The sequence below is a fragment of the Amphritea atlantica genome (assembly GCA_024397875.1).
GTDB lineage: Bacteria > Pseudomonadota > Gammaproteobacteria > Pseudomonadales > Balneatricaceae > Amphritea > Amphritea atlantica_B.
In genome coordinates this window covers 3,507,819-3,530,609 of the sequence record CP073344.1, presented here as the reverse complement: position 1 = coordinate 3,530,609, position 22,791 = coordinate 3,507,819, and the positions used below count along the sequence as shown (strand labels likewise).

Below are 22,791 nucleotides of genomic sequence, written 5' to 3'. Positions count from 1 at the left end.
TAACCGAACTATGCTTGGTCCCCGCTATGGCTCGGTAATTGCATTATCAAGTGTGTTATAAGTGCAAGCTTAGCTTCCACGGAAATAGCATCATTTGTCCATATGAATAATAAAGAAATAAAAATTATGGCTTATATCATTAATATTGTTCTTATTAGTATGTTATCAATTCATGCTTATGCCAGTGAATTGCCCCAGATTCGGGTAGCCGTATTACAGTTTGGTACAGTCAACTGGGAGATGGATGTTATACGGCACCATAAGCTCGATGAAAAATACCATTTTTCCCTTGAAGTGACCCCTGTTGCAGGCAAAAACGCCAGTTCAGTTGCCCTGCAAAGTGATGCCGTTGATCTTATCTACAGCGACTGGGTCTGGGTTAACCGCCAGCGGTTTAATCAACGGATGTTTGGTTTCTCACCAGTCTCGTCCGCATCCGGGGGGCTGTATGCTCAGTCGGATAGCGTTGTTTCATCCCTTAATGATATTAAAGATGCCCGACTGGGCGTGGCGGGAGGCTCTGTTGATAAGAGCTGGTTGCTGCTTCAGGCCTACAGTAAGCAGACTCTCGGGCGTAACATTGTAGACATTACTGAGCCTGTCTTTGCAGCGCCTCCTTTGTTAAATCAGTTGATGTATGACGGCAAGCTACCATTGAGTCTTAATTTCTGGCACTACAGTGCACGACTTAAAGCCAAAGGGTTTAAACCGATCATCACTGTTGACGAGATGATCCGAGGGTTGGGCGTCAATTATCAGATCCCGCTGCTGGGCTGGGTGTTCACTGAGGCGATGATTCAGGAAAAAAGTGAGCAGTTGGGTAATTTTTTAAGGGCGTCCCGGGAAGCCCGGCAGATATTGTTAGAATCAGATGCAGAATGGCAGCGCATTAAACCGCTGATCAAGGCGGAAGACGACTCTATTTTTGCCGCACTTAAAACGGGTTATCGTGGTGGGGTACAGCAACAGTTTGGTATTGATGAGCTGGATTCACTGGAAAAACTCTACGCCATTATGGCTCACGAGGGTGGTGACAAACTGACGGGCGGAGCTGTAAAGCTGGATCGTTCATTGTTCTGGGTTGCGGGCGCTGAAAAGAGTATCAAGCAGGTCACTACAGGAGGGAATAAGTGATCGTTTTCGCTATAAAACGTTTTGTGCTGGTGTCGTTGCCTCTGGTGATATTGTTTGTTGTGTGGCAGTTGGCTGCGGTGCTGCTGGATGACAACACTTTCCCCAGTGTGCTTCAGGTGTTTGCCAGTTTTCGCACCCATCTATTCGACGGCGATATGCTACATCATCTGGTTGTTACCATGATAAGAGTGATGATGAGTTTTACTATCGCGATGGCGCTGGGGGTGCTGATCGGCATCATGATGGGGGCGTTTACCCGTTTAAACGCGGCGGGCGACTCTATCCTAATTATCGCCCTTAATGTGCCAGCGCTGGTTACTATTATGCTCTGCTATGTCTGGTTTGGGCTGGTGGAAGCGGCAGCGATTGCGGCGGTGGCGATTAATAAAATCCCGACCGTTGTGGTTATGGTGCGTGAAGGCGCCCGGGTTGTTGACCGGGATCTGCTGGAGGTTGCAAAGGTCTTTCAGGTTGCGCCGCTACGTTACTTTTTTAAAGTTTATCTGCCTCAGCTTTACCCCTTCATTATGGCGTCGGCTCGTTCCGGTCTGTCACTGATCTGGAAAATTGTGCTGGTGGTTGAACTGTTGGGACGTAGTGATGGCGTGGGCTTTCAGCTGGGCACCTATTTTCAGTTTTTTGATATAGCCAGCATTCTGGCTTACACCCTGGCGTTTGCGGCCATTATTCTGGTGATTGAGGGGCTGATTATGCGCCCGTTGGATCGTTACATCGCCCGGGGGGGATACCATGGTCAATCTTGATATTGCCTTACAGAGTAAGTTCTATGCCAATAGCCCTGACAAAGTACTAGGGCCGCTCTCTTTTAGCGTATCCCCGGGTGAGTTTGTCGCGCTGGTTGGCCCTTCGGGTGCGGGCAAAACGACCCTGCTGAATATGATTGCGGCGCTGCAAAGCTGTGCTCCCGGTGAGATTAAGTTTAACGGTTACCCTCTCAGCGGTAAGCCCGACTGTAAGATCGGTTATATCTTTCAGCAGCCGAGACTGATGCCCTGGCTAACAGTGGCTGATAACCTGCGTCTGGTGAAGCCTGACACCACTGAGTCTGACATCGAGGCGATACTGACAAAGGTTGGGCTGGCGGGAAAATCCGATCTCTATCCAAAACACCTCTCGGGCGGGATGCAGCGCAGAGTCAGTATCGCCCGGGCTTTTCTGACCGAACCGGATCTGTTGCTGCTGGATGAGCCCTTTGTATCTCTGGACGCGCCCAATGCGGACAACCTGCGTGCACTTCTCGGGGAATTATGGGTAGAACATCAACCGACGGTGATTTTTGTCACCCATGATCTCAATGAGGCGATTCAGCTGGCGGACCGGATTCTGTTTCTCTCTTCTGCACCGGCTATGGTGATTCTGGACAAACCGGTTGATTTGCCTCGTCCCCGGGCTGTTGACGATAGCAGACTTCAGTACTGGAAAAATGATCTGCTGAGTGAGCATGTTGGTTTATTAGAAGGGGCCCTCTCAGATCCCGTTCTGAAATTGATCTCAGGGGGAGATGTATGAATTCAGATGCCGCACTGGAACTGATCACCGTCAGCAAAACCTACGGGCAGATTAAAGCTTTAGACAAGGTCAGTTTAGCGATTCAATCATCTCAGTTTGTTGGTTTGCTGGGCCAGAATGGCGCGGGCAAAACCACACTGTTTCAGCTGTTAACCGGTCTGTTTAATAACGATAGTGGTCAGATACAGGTATGTGGGCATGATATCCGCCGTCATCCGATTGACGCACTTTCTTCTATTGGTGTTGTCTTTCAGCAGTCAACCCTGGATCTCGATCTGACGGTGCAGGGCAACCTTAAATTTCACTGTCTGTTACATGGACTGAGCCGGTCTGAAGCAGAGCACCGTATTGCCAGTGAGTTAGAACGCTTTGACATGACCGCTGTGCGATATCAGCCGGTGCGAAGTTTAAGTGGCGGCAACCGCCGCAAAGTTGAACTGATTCGTAGTCTGTTACACCGGCCCCGATTGTTATTGATGGATGAAGCCACCGTTGGGTTAGATCCGGAATCACGTAAGTCGCTGGTTAATCATGTTATTTCCCTGTGTAAAGAGCGGGATCTGGCAGTGCTTTGGAGTACCCATATCGTTGAGGAGATTCAGCAGGCTGATCGGGTCGTGGTGCTCGACAAAGGTAAGATTCTGGCTGATTCATCCCCCGACAAATTGCTGGCTGAAGAGGATAGCGGAGTCTCCCTTTCAGACGCATTTTTACACCTGGTCAATCTTAATAAAACTATTGGAGTCGTTCATGGACATGCTTGTTAAAACCTTTAAATCGGTGGCGCTGGTATTGCTGTTGTTAGTGGCACAACAGAGTCAGGCAAAAAGTGGATATGTTTTTGTCAGCAGTGAAAAAGATGATCTGGTCACCGTATTTGAAGCAAAAAGTATGGATAAAGTAACGGCGATTAAAACCAGTGAACGCCCCCGTGCCATGAAACTGAGTAAAAATGGTGCACTGCTCTATGTTGCTTGCGGTGATGCGGATGCGATTGATGTGATCGATGTGGCGACGCTTAAAGTTCAAAAGAGTATTGAGATCGGTGAAGACCCTGACCGCTTCGATCTGTCACCGGATGAAAAATACCTTTATGCCTCTAACGAAGATGATGGACTGGTGACCGTTTATTCATTAGAAGATGACAGGAAAGTGGCCGAGATTGAAGTGGGTGAAGAACCGGAAGGGGTGTTGGTCTCTGCGGATAATCGTCTGGTCTACGTGACCTCTGAAGTCGCTAACATGGTGCATGTGATCGATGTGCAGAGCCATGAACTGATTGAGAATATTGTGGTGGGCAATCGCCCACGGCGGATGCTGCTGACCCCAGATCAGCAACAGCTCTGGGTGAGTAATGAAGTGGGCGGTACCATTTCCATTCTGGATACGGTGTCTTATCAACCCGTCGCTGAGTTGTCCTTTTCACTACGTGGGGTGCGTGCGGAAAGTATCTCTCCGGTCGGCATGGTGATGACTAAAGATGGTCAGCGTGCCTATATCACACTGGGTGGTGCCAACCATGTTGCGGTGGTTGATATAGCGGCTAACAAAGTGATCGATTATATTCTGGTGGGCAAGAGGGCCTGGGGAGTCACCCTTAACCATGACGAGAGTCGGCTCTATGTCACCAATGGCAAGAGTGATGACCTGGCGGTGATTGATACCGAACGTCTCAAAGTGATCAAGTCGGTGCCCGCAGGGCGGGTGCCCCACGATGTTGTGGTGGATGACTGATGTTCTGTTTTACTCAAACTCTCAGGATTATTAATCTTAGGATAGCTGCCGCACTGCAGGTTCTACTGCTGTCCTCCAATGTGTGGGCCAGCGATCTTACTAGCTTCAATATTGCGCTGATACAGTATGCAGATGATCCCCGTTATCGGGATGATATTATCGATGCCCGTTATCAGGCTCAGCCCTGGGGACGCCTCGATACGGCGGTTGAACTGGCGATTAAAGAGTCCCGTTTTGCCGCCCAGAAGAGAGGGATCAAATTTGAACTGGTCATACATGAGGTAGACGAATTAGCCCTGCTTCCTGAACTTATTCTCAGCTTGCAGGCGGAGGGCTCTCAGTTTTTGTTACTGGATCTTCCTGCTGAAGGGGTAAAGCTAGCCGCTGATGCTGCACAGGGTAGCAACACGGTTCTGTTTAACCTCAGTGCCCTTGAAAACAATCTGCGGGATGAAAACTGTCAGGCTAATTTGTTACATATCTTACCCAGTCGTCGGATGCTGACCGATGCGACGGCGCAGTATCTGATCTCTAAAAAATGGAAAGAGGTACTGGTACTCCACAGTGAAGCCGAGCCTGATCGACGTTATCTCGATTCATTACAGGCGTCAGCTAAAAAGTTTGGCCTCGATCTGGTCGCTCTTAAACCCTATACCCTGGGCAATGATCCCCGACAGCGTTACCAGAACAATATCTCACTATTAACCGCTAAGGATGACTATGATGTGGTCTATGTGGTTGATACCACGGGTGAGTTTGCGGTTGATGTGCCGTACTCCATCGTTAAACCGCGTCCGGTCGTTGGCGCATCGGGCCTGGTAGCAGACTGGTGGCACTGGGCCTGGGAGCGCAACGGTGCCCCCCAGGTGAATAAACGCTTTGTTAAAAAAGCTAAACGGCAGATGACCGGTTACGACTGGTCAGCGTGGCTGGCGGTTAAGGTAATTGCTCAGGCGTTGCTGGATCGGCCCCAGCAGGGCAGTAGCTCGTTTAGCGTGGAATCGCTGCTAAAAACTATAGGTTCTGAAGAGTTTAAGTTGGATGGTGCTAAAGGTTATCCGTTAAATTTCAGACCCTGGAATAATCAGCTCAGACAACCCGTTTTCCTCACCTCGCTGAACCGTGTCATCGGACGTGCGCCCATTGATGGTTTCCTGCATCCGGTGAATAACCTCGATGTGCTCGGCAGTGATAATGATGAGGGGCGCTGCCAACTGAACCCGGGAGGCAGTCTGTGAATTCCATGCATGCGATCAATGCATTCAGCGCACTGTCCGCCCGCGAGACCAGCAAATTCATACGTCAGAAAGGGCGTCTGTTCTCAGCACTGGTGAGGCCCGCCTTATGGCTTCTGGTGTTTGCCGCCGGTTTTCAGAATGTCTTCGGGGTAGCGGTTATCCCCCCGTATGAATCTTATATCGAGTATGAGGTGTACATCACGCCGGGTCTGTTGTGTATGGTGATGCTGTTCAACGGTATGCAGTCATCTTTGTCGATGGTGTATGACCGGGAGATGGGGCTGATGCGTCTGTTACTGACAGCGCCACTGCCGCGCTGGTATATCCTGTTTAGTAAACTGATGGCCGGGACACTGTTATCGCTGTTGCAGGTGTACAGCTTTATGATTATCTGCTGGCTGTTTGATGTGGATATCCCGCTCTATGGTGCGCTCACCGCACTGCCTGCGTTTATCCTCGCCGCGCTGATGCTGGGTGCACTGGGGTTGTTACTTTCGGTATCGGTGAAACAGCTGGAGAATTTTGCCGGGATGATGAACTTTGTAATCTTCCCCATGTTCTTTATCTCGCCTGCACTCTACCCGCTGTGGAAACTGGAAGAAGCAGGTGCTGAATTGGTATTTCAGGTAGCTAAGTATAATCCCTTTACTCATGCTGTGGAGCTGGTCCGCTTTGCCCTGTATGGTCAGTTAAACTGGCTGTCACTCAGCGTGGTCTTCGGTGCATTTGTGCTGTTCTTCAGCTTAGCTGTCTGGGGTTATGATCCTCAGAAAGGTGTTGTCGCTCGCTGGAAATCATGATTATGCTACAGAGTAAGGTGAGTAAACTACATTTACCGGATTAATCTTGATTTTTTAACTGAGATACATCAGCGATTGAATAACTCCGTTCGGTTGTATGACTGCTTTATCTTTAAATTCTTGTGTGTGACGTAGCCTGTAAAATACTTATCGCGGCCGAGTGATACTGGACCGTAGCGGGGCTCGTCATTATAGCTACGTGTATTGTTTGTGTGTCATATTAGTTAGTAGCAGGATCCATCAATTCCTCCAGCCGATCCCCCAATGAATTCCATGCTTGTGCCATCTCGTTACGGTATTCGTGTCTTAAATAGGTACGGCGAATCCTGTTTTGCTCGATATGGTTGAGGCAGCAATCAATTACATCTGGTAGCACGCCTAAGTCAGTCATTGTTGATACGCCAGTGCGTCTCAGGTCATGTGGTGTCCGGCGCTCACCTTTATCTGATTGTAGTAGCTGAGAGTCATTATTATTTTTAGTTCGGCCCTCAAGTACTTCCTTATCAGCTCGTTGGCGGTTCCTTATATGACGAGTGATAGTTTTTGTATCTAAGTGTGCTTTCCATGTTCTATTTGGATATAGATATAGCCATTCTGTGGTATCACTGAGTTCGGTAATCTGTTGCATATCTTATATGGATGTGGTGGTTTTGAACTCATTGTAATGATGTTAAACATAATTTCGGAGAGTGTAGCAGACGAATGAGTTTCAGTGCCCTTATTTACAAATGAGGCTTATTTGTTAGGGATTCTATAAAGGTTATTGGTGTAGGTGTTGGTGTAGGTTTTGTTTTTATTTTAAAATAAGTCTATTAAAATCAATGGCAAAACACCCATGCATCATGGGTGTGTGAGGCGCGGTTGTAGAGTTCGTACTGGTCATTGCTAGCAATCTTATTAGGTGATTCGCTGGCTGTATTGCCATCTTTTTAGTAAGCAGAGCATTCTACGTTAATCAGATAGACTTACATAGTCCGGGGGGCAGAGGATATTACCGCTGCCGGCTTCCCGACTAAACAGAGACTGCTTTTAGTCGATGCCCGGTCAACCTTAAGCATCACTAATCTTCCGGTTTGATAATGGTCATGTCTGCCGCCATGACTTCCTGATAGTTTGTCTCCTTGTCATCATTGGTACAGGAGATTGCTGTGGAACTAGTGTGCCCGGCGGGCAGTTTTCCCGCATTGAAAGCGGCGGTGGACGGCGGAGCCGATACGGTGTATTTCGGTTTTCGGGATAAAACCAATGCGCGTCAGTTTGCCGGTCTTAATTTTGACCGGCGCAAGGCGGAAAAAGGTATCGACTATGCCCGCTCCCGGGGGGTTAAAGTGCTCTGCGCTATCAATACCTATCCCCAGCCCGAAGGGTGGGAAACCTGGCGTGCGGCGGTGGATATGGCTGCGGACTTACAGGTAGATGCGCTGATCGCCGCCGATATGGGGGTGCTGGGTTATGCTGCCGGGCGTCATCCGGATCTGCGGCTGCATTTGTCGGTACAGGGATCGGCGACCAACTACGAAGCCCTGCGCTATTACCAGCAGGCGTTTGGTATTCAGCGTGCGGTGTTGCCCCGGGTGCTTTCCCTGGCTCAGGTGGAGCACCTGGCGGCGCACTCTCCCGTAGAGCTGGAGGTATTTGCCTTTGGCAGCCTCTGTATCATGTTGGAAGGACGCTGTTATCTCTCCTCTTACCTGACCGATGAGTCCCCTAATACCTGTGGTGCCTGCTCGCCCGCTAAGGCAGTGCGTTGGCAGGAAACCCCTCAGGGGCTGGAGTCGCGCCTCAACGAAGTGCTGATCGACCGGTATAGCGCAGACGAAAAAGCCGGTTATCCGACGCTGTGTAAGGGGCGCTTTGAGGTTGAAGGGCATGTCTATCACGTGATGGAAGAGCCGACCAGCCTGAATACGCTGGACCTGATTCCTGAATTGCAGCGGATCGGTATCAAAGCGGTGAAAATCGAAGGTCGGCAACGCAGTCCCGCTTACGTTGCCCGGGTATCCCGGATCTGGCGTGAAGCACTGGATACAGCCCGTGCGTCAGGGGGTTTTCGGGTTCGCCCGGAGTGGAATAACGGTTTGAACGAACTTTCGGAAGGTGCCACGACGACGATTGGCGCCTACCATCGTAACTGGCAGTAGGGGACCGGATATGGAACACACCATGCGCTTGTCACTGGGGCCTTTGCTTTATTTCTGGCCGAAGCAGGATGTTTATAATTTTTACGCAGAGATGGCCGAGCAGCCGTTGGATACCATCTATCTGGGAGAGACTGTCTGTTCCAAGCGGCGCCAGCTGAAACTGGATGACTGGCTGGAGATAGGTCGCGATCTGACTGGCTGCGGTAAACGGGTGGTATTATCCAGTCTGGCGCTGCTGGAGGCGGAGTCCGAGCTGAAAATGCTGCGCCGGATTTGTGATAACGGTGAGTTTATGGTCGAAGCCAATGATATGGCGGCGGTGTATTTACTCAGTCAGCAGGGCGTGCCTTTTATCACCGGCCCGTCGATCAATATCTACAATCTGGCAGCGCTGAAACGGCTGTATGCCAGCGGTATGCGGCGCTGGGTGATGCCGGTGGAGCTGTCCGCACAGACGCTGGATACTTTGTTGCGAGGCGTTGCGGATGATGGCCAGCTAACGAAGCTGGAGACCGAAGTGTTTGCCTATGGCTGTCTGCCGCTGGCCTATGCGGCCCGCTGCTTCACCGCCCGCTACCGCAACCTGCCGAAGGATAATTGTAACTTCTGCTGCATCGAATATCCCGACGGTATTCAGGTGCGCTCTCAGGAAGGTACCGAATTGTTCAGTATGAATGGCGTTCAGACCCTCTCCAGTGGCTTGTATAATCTGGAACATGAGCTTGATCGGATGTCACAGATGGGTGTCAGTCGGGTGCGTCTCAGTCCGCAACAGCGGGGAATGGTGGAGGTGATTAAGCGCTTCAGTGATCGCCTTCAGGGCGACACCCCGGACACTATTCCACTGTTAAATGCCAGTCAGTGCAACGGTTACTGGTATGGTCAGCCCGGTATGAATCGAGTGGAGTAACTGTTTTTATGAAGGAGTCAGGGCGGTGGTTCAGCTACCGCTCTGGAATTGTTGCATCAGTTTCAGACTGCGCTGAAATAGCGCTGGCATCTCACACCAGTCGACACTGTCCAGCAGGTTTTTGACTGCCAGTCCCAGTTCTGTATCGCCTTCAATCGACAAGCGGCGCTGGAAAAACAGGGTGTCAGGGTCCTCCGCCTGGTTCGCCAGTTGAATAAAGTCCCCTTTGTTACCACGAATCCAGGCATCCGGCCGATCCGCGGGTACTACCCGTATTTGTTCGTCATGACAGCCGAATGCCAGTGTTATACCCAGATCTTTGACTTCCAGTCCCAGCAGCCGCCCCTCGAGAAAGTCAAACTCTCCGTCCTGCAGTTGTTCCCGGAACAGGCGATTAAGCAGCGGCTGCAGCAGCGCCTGCTTCAGGCGAAACGGGATATGCGACTGGCAGCGTTGAAATAATCCGGTCAGGGATATCACCCGGGCGGGGTGGGGCAGTTGAGGCAAGAACGGCATGGTATGACTCCGGTAGTGTTTATCCGATAGTAAGCGAAAAAAAAGTTTATGCCCTTGATATCTGTCAAGGTTATAGAGGGGCGTGATTACACATAATGCACTATATATTGTGTTAGATATTAAAAGATAATACTGCATGTTGTGTGAGGCGAAGTATGGATAGGAATGATAGCGTTGCTGTAAGGAGTACCATTGATGAATATCTTGAACGCAGTGACTGGCGGGTTAATGCCAATGCCAATCAGGGCTATTCGCTCGGTGGTCTGATTCTGAATGTCTCCGGCAAGGTGATTGCCAATTACTGGCTGAACGAGGTGTATACCCCGCAGATCGGTTTGGCACACCGGGAAGGGGATCTGCATATCCATGATCTGGATATGCTTTCCGGCTATTGTGCAGGCTGGTCCCTGCGGACCCTGTTGTATGAAGGCCTGAACGGTATTCCCGGACGACTGGAGAGTGGGGCGCCAAAACATCTGAGCAGTGCTATCGGTCAGATCGTTAATTTCCTCGGCACTCTGCAGAACGAATGGGCCGGGGCTCAGGCGTTCAGTTCCTTCGATACTTATCTGGCCCCGTATATCCGTAAAGATAACCTCAGCTATGAACAGGTTCTGCAATCGATACAGGAGCTGATCTACAACCTTAATGTGCCGTCACGCTGGGGGACTCAGACTCCGTTTACCAATCTGACGTTCGACTGGCACTGTCCGGAAGACCTGCAGCAGCAGGTTCCGGTCATTGCAGGCGAGGAGATGCCGTTCACCTACGGTGAACTGCAGCGGGAAATGGATATGATCAACCGTGCCTATCTGGAAGTGATGGCTGCGGGCGACGCTAAAGACCGGGTGTTTACCTTCCCGATACCGACCTACAACATCACCCGGGACTTTGACTGGGACAGCCCCAATGCGGATCTGTTATTTGGACTGACGGCTAAATACGGTCTGCCCTATTTCCAGAACTTTATCCGCTCAGATCTGGAGCCGAATATGGTTCGCTCGATGTGCTGTCGTCTGCAACTCGATCTGCGGGAACTGCTGAAGCGGGGCAATGGTCTGTTCGGCTCAGCGGAGCAGACCGGTTCCCTCGGCGTGGTGACGATTAACTGTGCCCGGCTGGGCTATCGCTACCAGGGTAACTGGGAACAGCTGTATCAGCAGCTGGATCACCTGTTGCTGCTGGCGCGGGATTCGCTGGAGTTGAAGCGGCAGCGTATCCAGCAACTGATGGACGAAGGGTTGTTCCCCTATACCAAACGCTATCTGGGAACCCTGCGGAACCATTTTTCCACCATCGGGGTTAATGGTATCAATGAGATGCTGCGCAACTTCAGTCAGGATACGCTGGATATAAGCAGTGATTCAGGACAGGCGCAGGCGTTGCGTTTGCTGGATCATATTAATCAGCGGCTGACGGAATTTCAGGAACACACCGGACACCTGTTCAACCTCGAGGCCACACCGGCGGAAGGCACGACGTACCGCTTTGCCCGCGAGGACCAAAAGCGCTGGCCGGATATCCTCCAGGCGGGTACGCGGGAGCATCCGTATTATACCAACTCCAGTCAGTTGCCAGTGGGTTATACCGATGATCCGTTTCTGGCGCTGGAAAAGCAGGATGACCTGCAGACCCGCTATACCGGCGGCACTGTATTGCATCTGTATATGCGCGAGCGGATCTCCAGCGTCCGTGCCTGCAAGCAGATGGTGAAACAGTCGCTGACTCGTTTTGCGCTGCCATACCTGACGATTACGCCGACGTTCTCCATCTGTCCGCAGCACGGCTATCTGGCAGGGGAACACGAATTCTGTCCGCGCTGTGATGCCGAGCGGATGCAACAAAAACTCTCAGAAGCAAAGCAAGCAAGCGCCTGTGTCTAATAGTGGCCAGGCTATCACTATACCAAGGAGCATGACCATGAATGCAGCATACGTACTGAAAACCGAAGAACGTCAGCGATGTGAAATCTGGACCCGGGTGATGGGCTATCATCGTCCGGTGTCGCAGTTCAACGTCGGTAAGCAGTCAGAGCACAAAGAACGTCGCCATTTTAGCGAAAAACCCTAACCCATCGGAGCGCATCATGGCAGCAGGTCTTCAGGTCAGTGGTATGACGCCGCTAACCACCATCGACTTTCCGGATCATCTGGCGTGTGTGCTGTATACACAGGGCTGCCCGTTGCGTTGTGGTTATTGTCATAACCCGGAACTGATTCCTTTCCAAACCGATACGGAGCCCCTCAGCTGGAGTGATATTGATGATTTTCTCAAGCGTCGACAGGGATTACTCGAAGCCGTGGTGTTCAGTGGCGGCGAGCCAACCCTGCAGCCGGGATTGCGCGAAGCGATGCTGAACGTGAAACAACGGGGTTATAAAGTGGGGCTGCACACTGCCGGTGTGCAGCCCTCCCGCCTGAAAGCAGTACTGAGTCAGTTGGATTGGATCGGGCTGGATGTAAAGGCGCCGTCCCATCTGTATGCCCGGGTGACCGGGCGTCATAATCAGGCTTTCAAAAACCGCCAGTCGTTACAGCTGTTATTGGCGTCCGGCATTGCTTTTGAGTGTCGGACAACCGTGAGCTGGCAGTTGCTGCAGCCTGAAGATGTTCTCCTGTTGGCACGACAGCTGGCAGCGATGGGGGTGACCCGCTATGCTCTGCAGATCAGTCATGGGAATAACTGTCTTGATCCCCGGCTGCAACGACCGGTTAGTCTGGCTACCGGGCAACTGACGGAGCTGCGCCAGGCGCTGGAGTCATTGTTTACCGTATTTGAGTGGCGGGGATAACCGGTCTGCAACTTTTTAGCTGTCAGCCAGAGTGGCGCAGCGATTTTAGCGGACGCGCTATTGATGTAAGGGGTTACTTTAGCCAGAACGCGATTAACGTGAACAGGGCCGTCATAAACCACATCAGTGACATCAGCTGCCAGAACAGCAACGCATTGGGCGTTTTCTGTTCTTTCTCCCGGGGTACCAGAAAATCAGGATTGGGTTGGGTCAGATCCTGAATCATCTGGTTGATGCTGTCGTAGCGTTGTGTCGGATCTATCATTAACGCTTTCTCCAGGGCACGGTCAAACCAGACAGGAATAATCGGGTTGTAGCGGTCGGCCGGAATATAATTGAGTTTTTGTAGTTGCTGAGGGTTATCACAGTTTTCCAAGGCATTGCCAAAAGGGAGTTTATGCGTGAACATTTCGTAGGTAATCGCGGCAAGGGAAAACATATCGCCCTTGATGCCGGTATTCTGGCCCAGGCGGAATACCGGATCGGAGTAGTTCATCGTGCCCAGAATCCGGTCACGTTGTAGGGGCACGAAGATCTCATTGATACCGGCGACAAAGACTGAACCAAAATCCACAATGACTGCGCTGTGGTCAGGACGCACCATGATATTGCTCGGTTTGAGATCCTGATGCAGGGTTTCACGCTGATGAAATGCCTTCAGTCCCTCGGCGATCTGTTTGACCAGTTGAATCGCCAGGGCCGGTTTCGGTGACGGGTTCTGGCTGATCCATGTATCCAGTGCCACACCGTCGATAAACTCCATCAGGTAGTAGAGAAAGGTTTTGGCCCGGTTGGGGATATGAACCGAAACCACATGGGGACTGTGGATACGGCTGCCGACCCATTCCTCCATGATAAAGCGCTCAATATAGGCGGTATCGTCTTCGTAATTACGCGAGGGGGTTTTCATTACCCAGGTCTGATCAGTTTCCAGATCACGTACCCGGTATAGCTGACTGCGATTACTGGCATAAAGCTCCTCTTCAATCAGGTAGCCGTCAATCTTCATACCCGGCTCCAGTTCAGGAGGGAAGGGTAATAGGGTAAGACGATCGGTCATCTGATTCAGAGAATCATCATTTAACTGATCCACCCGCACCAGCAGGCAACTGAGATTGTCGCTGCTACCTGCGTCATAGGCGGCTTGCACCAGCGCCTCACAGTTATTTTGCAAATCCTCCGAGGACAGCGATAACTGTTTCAGCATCGCCGGCGCCAGACTATCGTGAACACCATCGGTGGTGAGGAGAAACAGATCCCCCTGTTTGACTTCCACAGCGCGGTAGTCAATTTCCAGATGCGTATCCATGCCCATGGCACGGGCCAGGCAACTATCCTGACGATTCAGCTGGGTGGTATGGTCTTCGGTCAGCAGTTCCAGTTCATTGTCGCGAATAAGGTGGATCCGGCTATCGCCAATATGGAACAGGTGAGCCGTTCTGGATTTGATAACCAGCACCGAGAGCGTACAGATATGCCCCCGGGAGGTGGTCAGATATTCATGACTGCGGGAATAGAGAAGGCGATTGATCGATGTCAGCACCTTTTGCGCAGACTTACCAACGGTCCAGATATCCGGGGTGTCAAAATAATCGCTGAGAAACTCTTGCACGCAGTAGAACGCGGCTTCGGCACCGGCTTCGGCCGTACTGACGCCATCGGCGATCACGGCAGCAGCCCCTTTGGTGGTCAGCAGGTTGCCTTGCGGCTGGAAAAAGCCCAGACAATCTTCGTTACGTGCCTTACGTCCCTGATCGCTGTGCTGCCCCGCCGACAGCTGAATACTGTCTTGCAGGTAGATCGTTTGCGATTCAAGATCATTCATCGTTTCGGCCATTTCAGTCTAAGTGCGAAAGGGTGGGCTGTTGTCAGCCGCACCCTCATCGCAACGCTAATTCCCGCCCCCGGGTTAATCGACATTGATGAGCTGCACGGTACCATCCGGTAACACTTCGGCCATCTGACCACTGGGTTCGTCCATAAACTGTACCAGCAGGAACACTATGCCAGCGGAGGCGCCTATCACCATAAAGAACGTGGAATAATCGACGAAACTCAGCACGGTAAGGTAGCATACCGCGCCGACGTTGCCATAGGCTCCGGCCATTCCGGCAATCTGTCCGGTCATCCGTCGCTGAATCAATGGTACGACCGCGAATACGGCGCCTTCTCCCGCCTGCACAAAGAATGAGCAGGCCATAGTGGCGATGACGGCCAGCGGAATCCACCAGCCACCGTCGATCTGACTCAGTACGAAGTAACCCGCGGCCAAGCCGATAATCAGTATACTCAGTGTTTTGCGTCTTCCGATAGTATCACTCAGGTGGCCGCCGGTAGGCCGGGCCACCAGATTCATAAAGGCAAATCCGGAGGCCAGCAGTCCGGCTTTGACAGGGTCCAGCCCGTCAAAGGTTTCCAGAAAGAACAGTGGCAGCATAGAGACAACCGCCAGCTCGGAACCAAAGGTAACGAAATAGGCTACATCCAGCACGGCCACCTGTTTGAACTTGTAGCGCTGAATTTCAGGTACTCCGTTTTTAAGGTTGTCTGCATTTACATGGTAGATAGCCCGCAGTTGTACCAGAAAAAGCACCACCAGAACGACATAGATGGCGTAGGTTGCGAACTGATCCAGCAGGCCGATATTACTGGGCGACAGTTTCCAGGCAAGTACCGCCAGGGCAGCATACATCGGCAGGTTCATCAGAATGTAGAAAATAAAGTCCTTCTTGCTGGTGACTTCCAGGCCGCCGTGCTTTTTCGGTTTGAAATAGGTAGACCCCTTCGGAGTATTACGGGCTATTTTGTAGAACAGTAAACCGTACAGCATGGCAATGATACCGATAGAGATCAGCGCATAACGCCAGCCATGCTCACCGCCGAACATCAGCGCGATGGTGGGCAGTGCCATGGCACCTGCGGCTGAACCAAAGTTACCCCAGCCACCGTAAATACCTTCGGCGACACCGACCTGTTTCGCCGGAAACCATTCACCGACCATACGGATACCGATGACAAATCCGGCCCCGATAAAGCCACTGAGAAAACGCATGATCGCCAGCTGTTCATAGGTCTGGGCGAGTGCAAAACCGATACAGATGCCTCCGCCGACAACCAGTAGCATGCTATAGACTATTCTGGGACCGTATTTATCTACCAGTGTGCCGACCACTATGCGTGCGGGAATGGTGAGTGCTACGTTGAGTATCATCAGTGCCTTGATCTCTGCACTACTGAGGCCGAATACATCCTTAATATAGGCCAGCATCGGGGCGTGACTGAACCAGACCACAAAGGTCAGGAAGAAGGCAAACCAGGTGACGTGCAAAGTTTTTATTTTGGGGTCGCCAAAATTAAGTAAACGCAATTTATTAGTGGACATTTGACTGCTCCTGAGGAATGGACCTCTGCCCTGAAAAAGTTTGGAGATTAAAATTAAGTTAGAAAATAGGCTTTTCCGAGAAGAAAACCGTTGATGCACGTCAACGCATTGGAGCGCCTCAATTATCCGCTCAGGTCGCTATACTCCCTTGGTGGTAGGTCGTTTTGTTTTATTTAAGTGTTTGATTTATAGGTATTTATATTGATTTTTAGCGTTGTTTTTAAGGTTGTTTGACGGGGATGAATCTTAGGAGGTATCCATCGCTAAAACGGGATCTGGCTGGTGCTGCGCGGATAAGAAACAGCATGTAATTCCGTCAGAAGTGGCAGCGGCTGTCTATGATGAAAGTCAAACTCTGGCTGGGCATAGGGGGTAGATAGGATATCTCTTCAGGGTGATTTATTTTTCTGGGCGGTGGGATTAGCCTTGTTCTTGCGTTGCTACATAAAAGCAATCTCATCCTCAGGCCGGGTATTGAACTGAAAGGCCAGAGGGGAGTAACGGTATGCAGCGATATCAGGCTCAAATTTACAGGTACTTTCTCCCCCGTTACCTGTGTTTCGGGGGATTTTTTTATTCGGGCAGCCCTGTGCAGAGGTTGCTTGTTCAGGCTATTGCCAGCCGCGTCCACCTGAGTTTAGCAAGGTGTCGCTGAGTGATTGATAGTCCGGGCTGTTAAGCGTGTCCGGAGCCAGATAAACGTTATCCCAGCCCTTCCTGAACGGCCCATACAGCCACCTCAACCCTTGAGCGAAGGTTGAGTTTTTTAAACAGATGCTTCACATGTACCTTCACTGTGCCCTCGGTAATATTCAGCTTCCGGGCGATGAGTTTGTTCGGCAGCCCACCGGCGATTAGCTTGATGATCTGCTTTTCTCTGGGGGAGAGGCTGCTTATATCCGGCCCGGTCCGTTTACGATTACTTTGCAGGGCCTGGGCCAGCATGGCAGACAGGCGTTCACTGATCACCATTTTACCCAGAGCCGCCTGATTCAGGTTGCTAAGCAGATCTTCAGGCTCCATGTCTTTGAGCAGGTAACCGTCGGCTCCGGCTTTCAGGGCGGCGATGACGTCTTCTTCATTGTCAGAAACGGTAAATACCACAACCCGGGACGCAACACCGGCATCCCGCAGTAGCTTAAGGGTTTCAATGCCGTTGATTTCCGGCATGTTCAGATCCAGCAGTATGAGGTCAGGCTCCAGTTGCTTCGCCTGGGTAATGCCTTCTTCTGCATTACTGGCTTCACCGATGACGAGAAGCTGACTGTCCAGTTCGATCAGCTGTTTTACGCCTTTTCGTAACAGCGGATGGTCATCTATCAGCAGAATCGATGCGGGTCCGTTGTTGTCATTATCTTCTGTGATCATTACTGCCTCTTAATTATGTTTGGCGGTAAAATTGAGCTGTACCCGGGTACCGCCGGGTTTGCGATTTTCCACTTTAAATTCGCCGTTGAGCGTGGCGCTGCGGTCTTGCATTATCACCATACCGTAATGGCCGGCAGGATTTTGATCTTCAGGCAGTCCGACGCCATTATCTTCTACGCAGACCTCTATCTGATAGCCGTTTTTTTGTACGATCCGCACGGTGGTCTCTGAAGCCTGACTGTGTTTTACCACATTTGCCAGCGCCTCACGCACCAATTGTAATACATGTATTTCCTGGTTAGCGGTCAGTGTGTGTGGTAACAGATCATAGGTTAACCGAATCTCAAAATTTAGCCGTTCAGAAAACTCTTTAATGGTGGACTCCAGAGCGGGCTTGAGCCCGGGCTGATCCAGTGTCAGGCGGAACGTTGTCAGCAGCTCCCGTAACTGACGGTAAGCATTATTGAGGCCTTCCTTGAGTTCATTAACGACGTCATCGATCTGTTGTTCACTCTGATGCTTTTTACGCAGAATTTGCAGCCGGCCAACCTGCATTTTCAGATAGGAGAGCGATTGCGCCAGCGAATCGTGCAATTCCCGGGCGATGACAGCCCGTTCCTCCATCAGCGACATATGTTGTTCCTGCGAGGCTTTCAGCTCCAGGGAGAGAACGGTTCCCAGATTACCCACCAGGGTTTTTATCAGCGTTGTTTGTTCTTCATTGGGTGGTGCGGAGGGTGGATAAGCGATGGTAAGTTCGCCGAAATATGCTTCCCGGGTCTGAATCGGAAAGTTGGCTGAATGATGAGGTTGGTTATTCAGGGATGGTACGAGACAGTCGTTGCAGTTTTCCTGCATACAGTCAGCAGGCCGTTCCAGCGATTGGGTGGTGATTTGTCGGTAACTGCTGTGTTGGTTGGGATCACACAGAGTGACGCTCACCGGCCCGACCGGAAGGGTCTTTTCCAGCTCTTTCATAACGGGCATCAGGCGACGACAAATATCTTCATCGCGGTTAAAGCGCCGGGTTGCGTTGTACAGCAGTTGCAGTCGCTGGTTGGTTTCGCGTAGCAGGGTGGTTTTCTGCTGTACCCGGTTTTCCAGGTCAGCATAAATTTTAGACAACTCTTCTGCCATGTGATTGAACGTTTTACCCAGCAGGCCCAGTTCGTCATCGCTCTGATAATAAACCCGGGCGCTGAGCTTACCTTCACTGGCGTCTTTAGAGGCCTGTAACAGTTGTCCAAGCGGTTCAATCACATTGCACTTGATATCGTACAGGGCGATGAAGATGATCATGACCGTCATAAACAGACTGATACCCTGTACCAGACTGAGTAGTTTGATTTTAGATTCAGTACTCTCTTCCAGTAACCTGACCATGTGATCAATACGTGGCACAAAGTCCTCAAACAGTTTCTGGTTTCTGGTGCTTCCCTGTGGGCCTGTTTGTAATTGCGTCTTTAGGTCAGGGGAGAGTACATTGCGCCATTCAGATGCCAGGGCCTGGTAAATTTGATACAGCCTATGGTCCTTGTCCCCTGGGATGACGTCGGTCAGCACTTTATCATTGATGCGGCGATCAAACTCGTCAATGGATTCCAGAACGCGGGTTAAGGTTTTATCCGATGGTTGATTCTCATGCTGTTGCGCTTCAGCAATGATTCGATACGACATCATGCGCAATGAGCCCGCCAGGTTGATACCGGTGGCGTCTCCCTGAGTGCTTTCGGCCACGATGACAGAGCTGATCATACTGATGAGTGCCATCAGGCTGATGGCGAACATCGCGGTGCCCAGACGGGCGATGATGGACTGTTTCAGAAAATTCATGCGGGTCTCTATCCTCAGAGAACAAATCTACTCACAAAGAATCGATACGTCATCTGGTGTTTCTCAAGAATCGAATCAGAGTATCAAAAATACAAGTTAAAACATTAAGTTACAACTATAACTAGTGGTATCACTAAAGTGGTATTAGAGGAAAAACATAAACTTTTCAGTGAGTTGTGTATTGATTTGGATCAATACCCGCTTCGGGTTGCAGGTTTAGCTTAGCGGTAAGCCTATAACCCGGATAGTGACCCATGCCTGCCCAGGAAACTCAAAAACAGATATCAGCTTTGGTAATGAGCACCCTGCTTTTTGCCGCCTGTTTTGCGACCTGGACACTGATCTCCGTGATTGGTTTGCAGATTAAAGAGGATCTGCAACTGAGCGAGACTGAGTTTGGCTTATTGATCGCCACGCCGATCCTGAGTGGTGCGCTCGCACGGTTGCCGATGGGCATCCTGGCGGAACGTTATGGCGGGCGGCAACTGATGCTGGGGGTGGTATTACTGGTGAGTATTCCATTGTACGGCTTCGCCTATGCCCAGTATTACTGGCAATACCTGTTATTAGGATTATGTATCGGACTGGTCGGTAGCACCTTCGTTATTGGTATTCAGTATGTCTCTTCCTGGTCGTCACGGGAAAATCAGGGACTGGCAATGGGAGTTTTTGGCGCCGGAAATCTTGGGGCAGCGCTGACCAACCTGGTGGCTCCGCTGATTATTATCGCCTATGGCTGGCGCATGGCCCCGATTGCCTATGCCTTTGTGCTGGTGCTGCTGGCACTGTTGTTCTGGTTGTTGACTCAGGATGACCCGGTGCATCAGAGCCGCAGCCAACAACATAAAAGCCTGTCTCTGAGCGAGATTCTGACGCCTCTGCTGGAACTGCGGGTGTGGCGTTTTGGTTTGTATTATTTTTTTATGTTTGGTGGCTATGTCGCACTGGCGCTCTGGTTGCCGGACTACTACGTACACCACTATGGGCTGGATCTGAAAACAGCCTCCTTTATTACGCTGTTGTTTACAGTGCCGGGGGCATTAACCCGGATACTCGGTGGTTGGTGTGCCGACCATCTGGGTGCACGGCAGGTCAACTGGAGCGTTTTCTGGGTCTGCCTGTTCTGTCTTTTCTTTCTCTCCTATCCCCCTACCACGATGACCATCCATGGCATCGACGGAGACATGACGTTTCTGCTGGAGATGCCGGTCTGGCTGTTTACTGTATTGATCATGGTGGTGGGTGTGGCTATGGGGTTCGGGAAAGCCAGTGTGTTTCGCGTCGTTTACGATTACTACCCGGACCGGATGGGAACGGTAGGTGGCGCCGTGGGACTGCTGGGAGCGATCGGAGGGTTTGTTCTGCCGATTCTGTTTGGTCTGGTGACAGACCTGTTCGGGGTTCGAAGCTCCTGTTTCATGCTGCTTTACGGGGTGTTGGCGCTGTGCATGACGGTCATGTACTACGGCATCAACCTGCAGGATAAACAGAATCGTTTGCAGGAGGCGATCCGAAATAATTTTTTACACGAGAACCTGGATGCCTGATTTGTAGGCAGGCGAGGGCAACGAAGTCCGTGTTGTGCCACCGCAGACAGGGTTTGAAATCGAAGGCAGCAGGAGATGACCTCCTGACTGCTTCAGTCTGGAGAGTCAGTTATGTCTGATTTAAAAATATGGGATGTCGAGAACACTAAGTTCTGGGAAGAGGAAGGGAAGAGGGTAGCGAATCGCAACCTGTGGATCTCTATTCCGAGTCTGCTGTGTGGTTTTGCTGTCTGGTTGTACTGGGGCATTATTACCGTACAGATGCTTAACCTGGGGTTTCCCTTTGAGAAAGCGGAACTGTTTACGCTGGCCGGTATTGCCGGTCTGACCGGTGCGACCCTGAGGATTCCGAGTAGTTTCTTTATTCGTATCGCCGGGGGGCGCAATACTGTCTTCTTCACCACCGCATTGCTGATGGTGCCGGCGTTTGGTACCGGGCTGGCACTGCAGGACAAGGATACGCCACTGTGGGTGTTCCAGTTGCTGGCGTTTCTGTCGGGGATCGGCGGCGGTAATTTTGCTTCTTCTATGTCCAATATCAGCTTTTTCTTTCCCAAGCGACAGCAGGGTCTGGCGCTTGGACTGAATGCCGGGCTGGGTAATGCCGGGGTAACCACCATGCAAATTCTGGTGCCTCTGGTGATGACGTTCGGGATCTTTGGTGGCGATGCCATGATTCTGGAAAACACCTCAGGGACGTTGATCGGAAAAATTCCGGCCGGCTCAGAAACCTATGTGCATAATGCCGGGTATGTCTGGCTGTTGTTTCTGATACCACTGGCGGTGATGAGCTGGTTTGGTATGCACAATATCAAAACCGAGGCGGTATCACCGGATGTGGGCAGTTCCGCCGGGGCGATGGGCAAAATTCTCGGTCTGTTGCTGATCGGTTTCTTTACTGCGGCCTGTGGTCTGTATGTGATTTTGCCAGCCCCTGTGGGGATGGGCGCACCGGCAATTGCCAAGTGGCCGGTGATAGCGGGTATTTTGCTGTTGACCGTGGTGCTGATGAAGATGGTTCCCGGGGATATCAAGCCCAATCTGCAGCGTCAGTTTAAGATTTTCAATAATAAACATACCTGGATCATGAGTGTTATTTACACGATGACGTTCGGTAGCTTTATCGGATATTCTGCCGGTTTTGCGCTGGCGATTAAGGTGGTATTCGGTTATCAGCACCTGATGGTCGATGGCATTATGACCCATGAAACCGTCAACAATAATGGTCCTTCTGCATTGATGTACGCCTGGATGGGGCCCTTTATCGGTGCCCTTATTCGCCCGGTTGGTGGCTGGATTGCCGATAAAGTCGGTGGTGCTAAAGTGACTCAGGTGGTTGCGATTGTCATGATTGCCAGTGCTCTGGGAGTGGCTTATTACCTCAAGGCGGCGTATCAGTCTGCCAATCCGGAAGAGTTCTTTGTACCGTTTCTGCTCTTGTTTCTGGTGCTGTTTGCCGCGACAGGCATTGGTAATGGTTCTACTTTCCGTACCATTGCGATGGTGTTTGATAAGGAACAGGCCGGTCCCGCGCTGGGCTGGACCTCTGCGGTAGCTGCTTACGGGGCGTTTGTTATTCCTAAGGTATTCGGTGAACAGATCAATCTTGCGACACCGGAAAACGCGCTCTATGGCTTCGCGCTGTTCTATCTGCTGTGTCTGCTGATGAACTGGTGGTTCTACCTGGGACCCAAAGCTGAGTATAAAAATCCGTAGCCATTAATATTGGTAAAAAACACTGTGTATAAGGGGCCTGCGGGCCCCTTTTCTTGTTGAATGTCCGGGCACTGACGGATTCCGGCTGTGAGTTGTTGTCTGTCAGTGTCTCATATTCCACCGACTGAGCTACTAACTGAGTTGCTGACTG

At 51.1% G+C, this 22,791-nt stretch carries 19 protein-coding genes; 14 read left to right on the top strand and 5 right to left on the bottom strand.

What is annotated here, in order from left to right; all coding sequences use genetic code 11:
• Positions 1–126 precede the first annotated feature (126 nt).
• The 9 genes from KDX31_16325 (at position 127) to KDX31_16285 (ending at position 9,487) form a co-directional block, all read left to right on the top strand.
• Positions 127–1,134 carry an ABC transporter substrate-binding protein gene (locus KDX31_16325; protein UTW02882.1) on the top strand — a complete coding sequence of 336 codons (1,008 nt, stop codon included), beginning with the start codon at positions 127–129 and terminating at the stop codon, positions 1,132–1,134.
• Entirely contained in the window at positions 1,131–1,898 is a 768-nt protein-coding gene (locus tag KDX31_16320; protein ID UTW02881.1) for an ABC transporter permease subunit, read from the top strand. The genes KDX31_16325 and KDX31_16320 overlap by 4 nt, the downstream gene beginning before the upstream one ends.
• Positions 1,885–2,664: an ABC transporter ATP-binding protein gene (locus tag KDX31_16315; protein UTW02880.1), complete on the top strand. Its 780-nt coding sequence runs from the start codon at positions 1,885–1,887 to the stop codon at positions 2,662–2,664. Before KDX31_16320 ends, KDX31_16315 begins: the two co-directional genes overlap by 14 nt.
• Positions 2,661–3,431, top strand: a complete 771-nt coding sequence (locus KDX31_16310; protein ID UTW02879.1) for an ATP-binding cassette domain-containing protein — start codon at positions 2,661–2,663, stop codon at positions 3,429–3,431. Before KDX31_16315 ends, KDX31_16310 begins: the two co-directional genes overlap by 4 nt.
• Complete coding sequence (locus KDX31_16305; GenBank protein UTW05426.1) at positions 3,421–4,398, top strand: PQQ-dependent catabolism-associated beta-propeller protein; 978 nt, start codon at positions 3,421–3,423, stop codon at positions 4,396–4,398. The genes KDX31_16310 and KDX31_16305 overlap by 11 nt, the downstream gene beginning before the upstream one ends.
• Positions 4,398–5,636 (top strand): amino acid ABC transporter substrate-binding protein, encoded by a 1,239-nt coding sequence (locus KDX31_16300; GenBank protein ID UTW02878.1) that lies wholly within the window; start codon positions 4,398–4,400, stop codon positions 5,634–5,636. The genes KDX31_16305 and KDX31_16300 overlap by 1 nt, the downstream gene beginning before the upstream one ends.
• A 5-nt stretch (positions 5,637–5,641) precedes the next feature.
• Positions 5,642–6,436, top strand: a complete 795-nt coding sequence (locus KDX31_16295; GenBank protein ID UTW05425.1) for an ABC transporter permease — start codon at positions 5,642–5,644, stop codon at positions 6,434–6,436.
• 1,148 nt (positions 6,437–7,584) lie between these two features.
• A complete protein-coding gene (locus KDX31_16290) occupies positions 7,585–8,577 on the top strand; it encodes a U32 family peptidase (GenBank protein ID UTW02877.1) in 993 nt (330 codons plus the stop codon).
• A gap of 22 nt (positions 8,578–8,599) precedes the next feature.
• Complete coding sequence (locus KDX31_16285; protein ID UTW05424.1) at positions 8,600–9,487, top strand: U32 family peptidase; 888 nt, start codon at positions 8,600–8,602, stop codon at positions 9,485–9,487.
• Positions 9,488–9,517: 30 nt separating this feature from the next.
• Here KDX31_16285 and KDX31_16280 read toward each other — a convergent pair whose 3' ends face one another.
• Complete coding sequence (locus tag KDX31_16280; protein UTW02876.1) at positions 9,518–10,003, bottom strand: SCP2 sterol-binding domain-containing protein; 486 nt, start codon at positions 10,001–10,003, stop codon at positions 9,518–9,520.
• A gap of 155 nt (positions 10,004–10,158) precedes the next feature.
• Here KDX31_16280 and KDX31_16275 point away from each other — a divergent pair, with 155 nt between their 5' ends.
• Genes KDX31_16275 through KDX31_16265 form a run of 3 tightly spaced genes read left to right on the top strand, consistent with a single transcriptional unit; the run spans position 10,159 to position 12,794 of the window.
• Positions 10,159–11,886, top strand: coding sequence for a ribonucleoside triphosphate reductase (locus tag KDX31_16275; protein ID UTW02875.1), 1,728 nt, complete (start codon positions 10,159–10,161; stop codon positions 11,884–11,886).
• Between the two features lie 37 nt (positions 11,887–11,923).
• A complete protein-coding gene (locus KDX31_16270; GenBank protein UTW02874.1) occupies positions 11,924–12,073 on the top strand; it encodes an oxidoreductase in 150 nt (49 codons plus the stop codon).
• 16 nt (positions 12,074–12,089) lie between these two features.
• The gene (locus KDX31_16265) at positions 12,090–12,794 is read left to right on the top strand and encodes an anaerobic ribonucleoside-triphosphate reductase activating protein (protein ID UTW02873.1); all 705 of its coding nucleotides are present in this window, start codon (positions 12,090–12,092) and stop codon (positions 12,792–12,794) included.
• Positions 12,795–12,867: 73 nt separating this feature from the next.
• Here KDX31_16265 and KDX31_16260 read toward each other — a convergent pair whose 3' ends face one another.
• From KDX31_16260 to KDX31_16245, 4 genes are all read right to left on the bottom strand, one after another.
• The gene (locus KDX31_16260) at positions 12,868–14,619 is read right to left on the bottom strand and encodes a bifunctional protein-serine/threonine kinase/phosphatase (protein UTW02872.1); all 1,752 of its coding nucleotides are present in this window, start codon (positions 14,617–14,619) and stop codon (positions 12,868–12,870) included.
• Between the two features lie 84 nt (positions 14,620–14,703).
• On the bottom strand, positions 14,704–16,176 hold the full coding sequence (locus tag KDX31_16255; protein UTW02871.1) for a NarK family nitrate/nitrite MFS transporter: 1,473 nt from the start codon (positions 16,174–16,176) through the stop codon (positions 14,704–14,706).
• Positions 16,177–16,878: 702 nt separating this feature from the next.
• Positions 16,879–17,544: a two-component system response regulator NarL gene (gene narL / locus KDX31_16250; protein UTW02870.1), complete on the bottom strand. Its 666-nt coding sequence runs from the start codon at positions 17,542–17,544 to the stop codon at positions 16,879–16,881.
• Between the two features lie 9 nt (positions 17,545–17,553).
• A complete protein-coding gene (locus tag KDX31_16245; GenBank protein UTW02869.1) occupies positions 17,554–19,377 on the bottom strand; it encodes a type IV pili methyl-accepting chemotaxis transducer N-terminal domain-containing protein in 1,824 nt (607 codons plus the stop codon).
• Positions 19,378–19,631: 254 nt separating this feature from the next.
• Between KDX31_16245 and KDX31_16240 the strand changes: the two genes are divergently transcribed.
• Positions 19,632–20,924: a NarK/NasA family nitrate transporter gene (locus tag KDX31_16240; GenBank protein ID UTW02868.1), complete on the top strand. Its 1,293-nt coding sequence runs from the start codon at positions 19,632–19,634 to the stop codon at positions 20,922–20,924.
• Positions 20,925–21,035: 111 nt separating this feature from the next.
• On the top strand, positions 21,036–22,640 hold the full coding sequence (locus KDX31_16235; protein UTW02867.1) for an antiporter: 1,605 nt from the start codon (positions 21,036–21,038) through the stop codon (positions 22,638–22,640).
• Positions 22,641–22,791: the final 151 nt, after the last annotated feature.

Bases quoted from the DNA above. Each gene is read 5' to 3' on its own strand.
- KDX31_16235 (UTW02867.1), top strand. From the start codon at position 21,036: ATGTCTGATTTAAAAATATGGGATGTCGAGAACACTAAGTTCTGGGAA.
- KDX31_16245 (UTW02869.1), bottom strand. From the start codon at position 19,377: ATGAATTTTCTGAAACAGTCCATCATCGCCCGTCTGGGCACCGCGATG.
- KDX31_16315 (UTW02880.1), top strand. From the start codon at position 1,885: ATGGTCAATCTTGATATTGCCTTACAGAGTAAGTTCTATGCCAATAGC.
- KDX31_16270 (UTW02874.1), top strand. From the start codon at position 11,924: ATGAATGCAGCATACGTACTGAAAACCGAAGAACGTCAGCGATGTGAA.
- KDX31_16310 (UTW02879.1), top strand. From the start codon at position 2,661: ATGAATTCAGATGCCGCACTGGAACTGATCACCGTCAGCAAAACCTAC.
- narL (UTW02870.1), bottom strand. From the start codon at position 17,544: ATGATCACAGAAGATAATGACAACAACGGACCCGCATCGATTCTGCTG.
- KDX31_16305 (UTW05426.1), top strand. From the start codon at position 3,421: ATGCTTGTTAAAACCTTTAAATCGGTGGCGCTGGTATTGCTGTTGTTA.
- KDX31_16300 (UTW02878.1), top strand. From the start codon at position 4,398: ATGTTCTGTTTTACTCAAACTCTCAGGATTATTAATCTTAGGATAGCT.
- KDX31_16295 (UTW05425.1), top strand. From the start codon at position 5,642: ATGCATGCGATCAATGCATTCAGCGCACTGTCCGCCCGCGAGACCAGC.
- KDX31_16255 (UTW02871.1), bottom strand. From the start codon at position 16,176: ATGTCCACTAATAAATTGCGTTTACTTAATTTTGGCGACCCCAAAATA.
- KDX31_16265 (UTW02873.1), top strand. From the start codon at position 12,090: ATGGCAGCAGGTCTTCAGGTCAGTGGTATGACGCCGCTAACCACCATC.
- KDX31_16325 (UTW02882.1), top strand. From the start codon at position 127: ATGGCTTATATCATTAATATTGTTCTTATTAGTATGTTATCAATTCAT.
- KDX31_16260 (UTW02872.1), bottom strand. From the start codon at position 14,619: ATGAATGATCTTGAATCGCAAACGATCTACCTGCAAGACAGTATTCAG.
- KDX31_16280 (UTW02876.1), bottom strand. From the start codon at position 10,003: ATGCCGTTCTTGCCTCAACTGCCCCACCCCGCCCGGGTGATATCCCTG.
- KDX31_16275 (UTW02875.1), top strand. From the start codon at position 10,159: ATGGATAGGAATGATAGCGTTGCTGTAAGGAGTACCATTGATGAATAT.
- KDX31_16285 (UTW05424.1), top strand. From the start codon at position 8,600: ATGCGCTTGTCACTGGGGCCTTTGCTTTATTTCTGGCCGAAGCAGGAT.
- KDX31_16240 (UTW02868.1), top strand. From the start codon at position 19,632: ATGCCTGCCCAGGAAACTCAAAAACAGATATCAGCTTTGGTAATGAGC.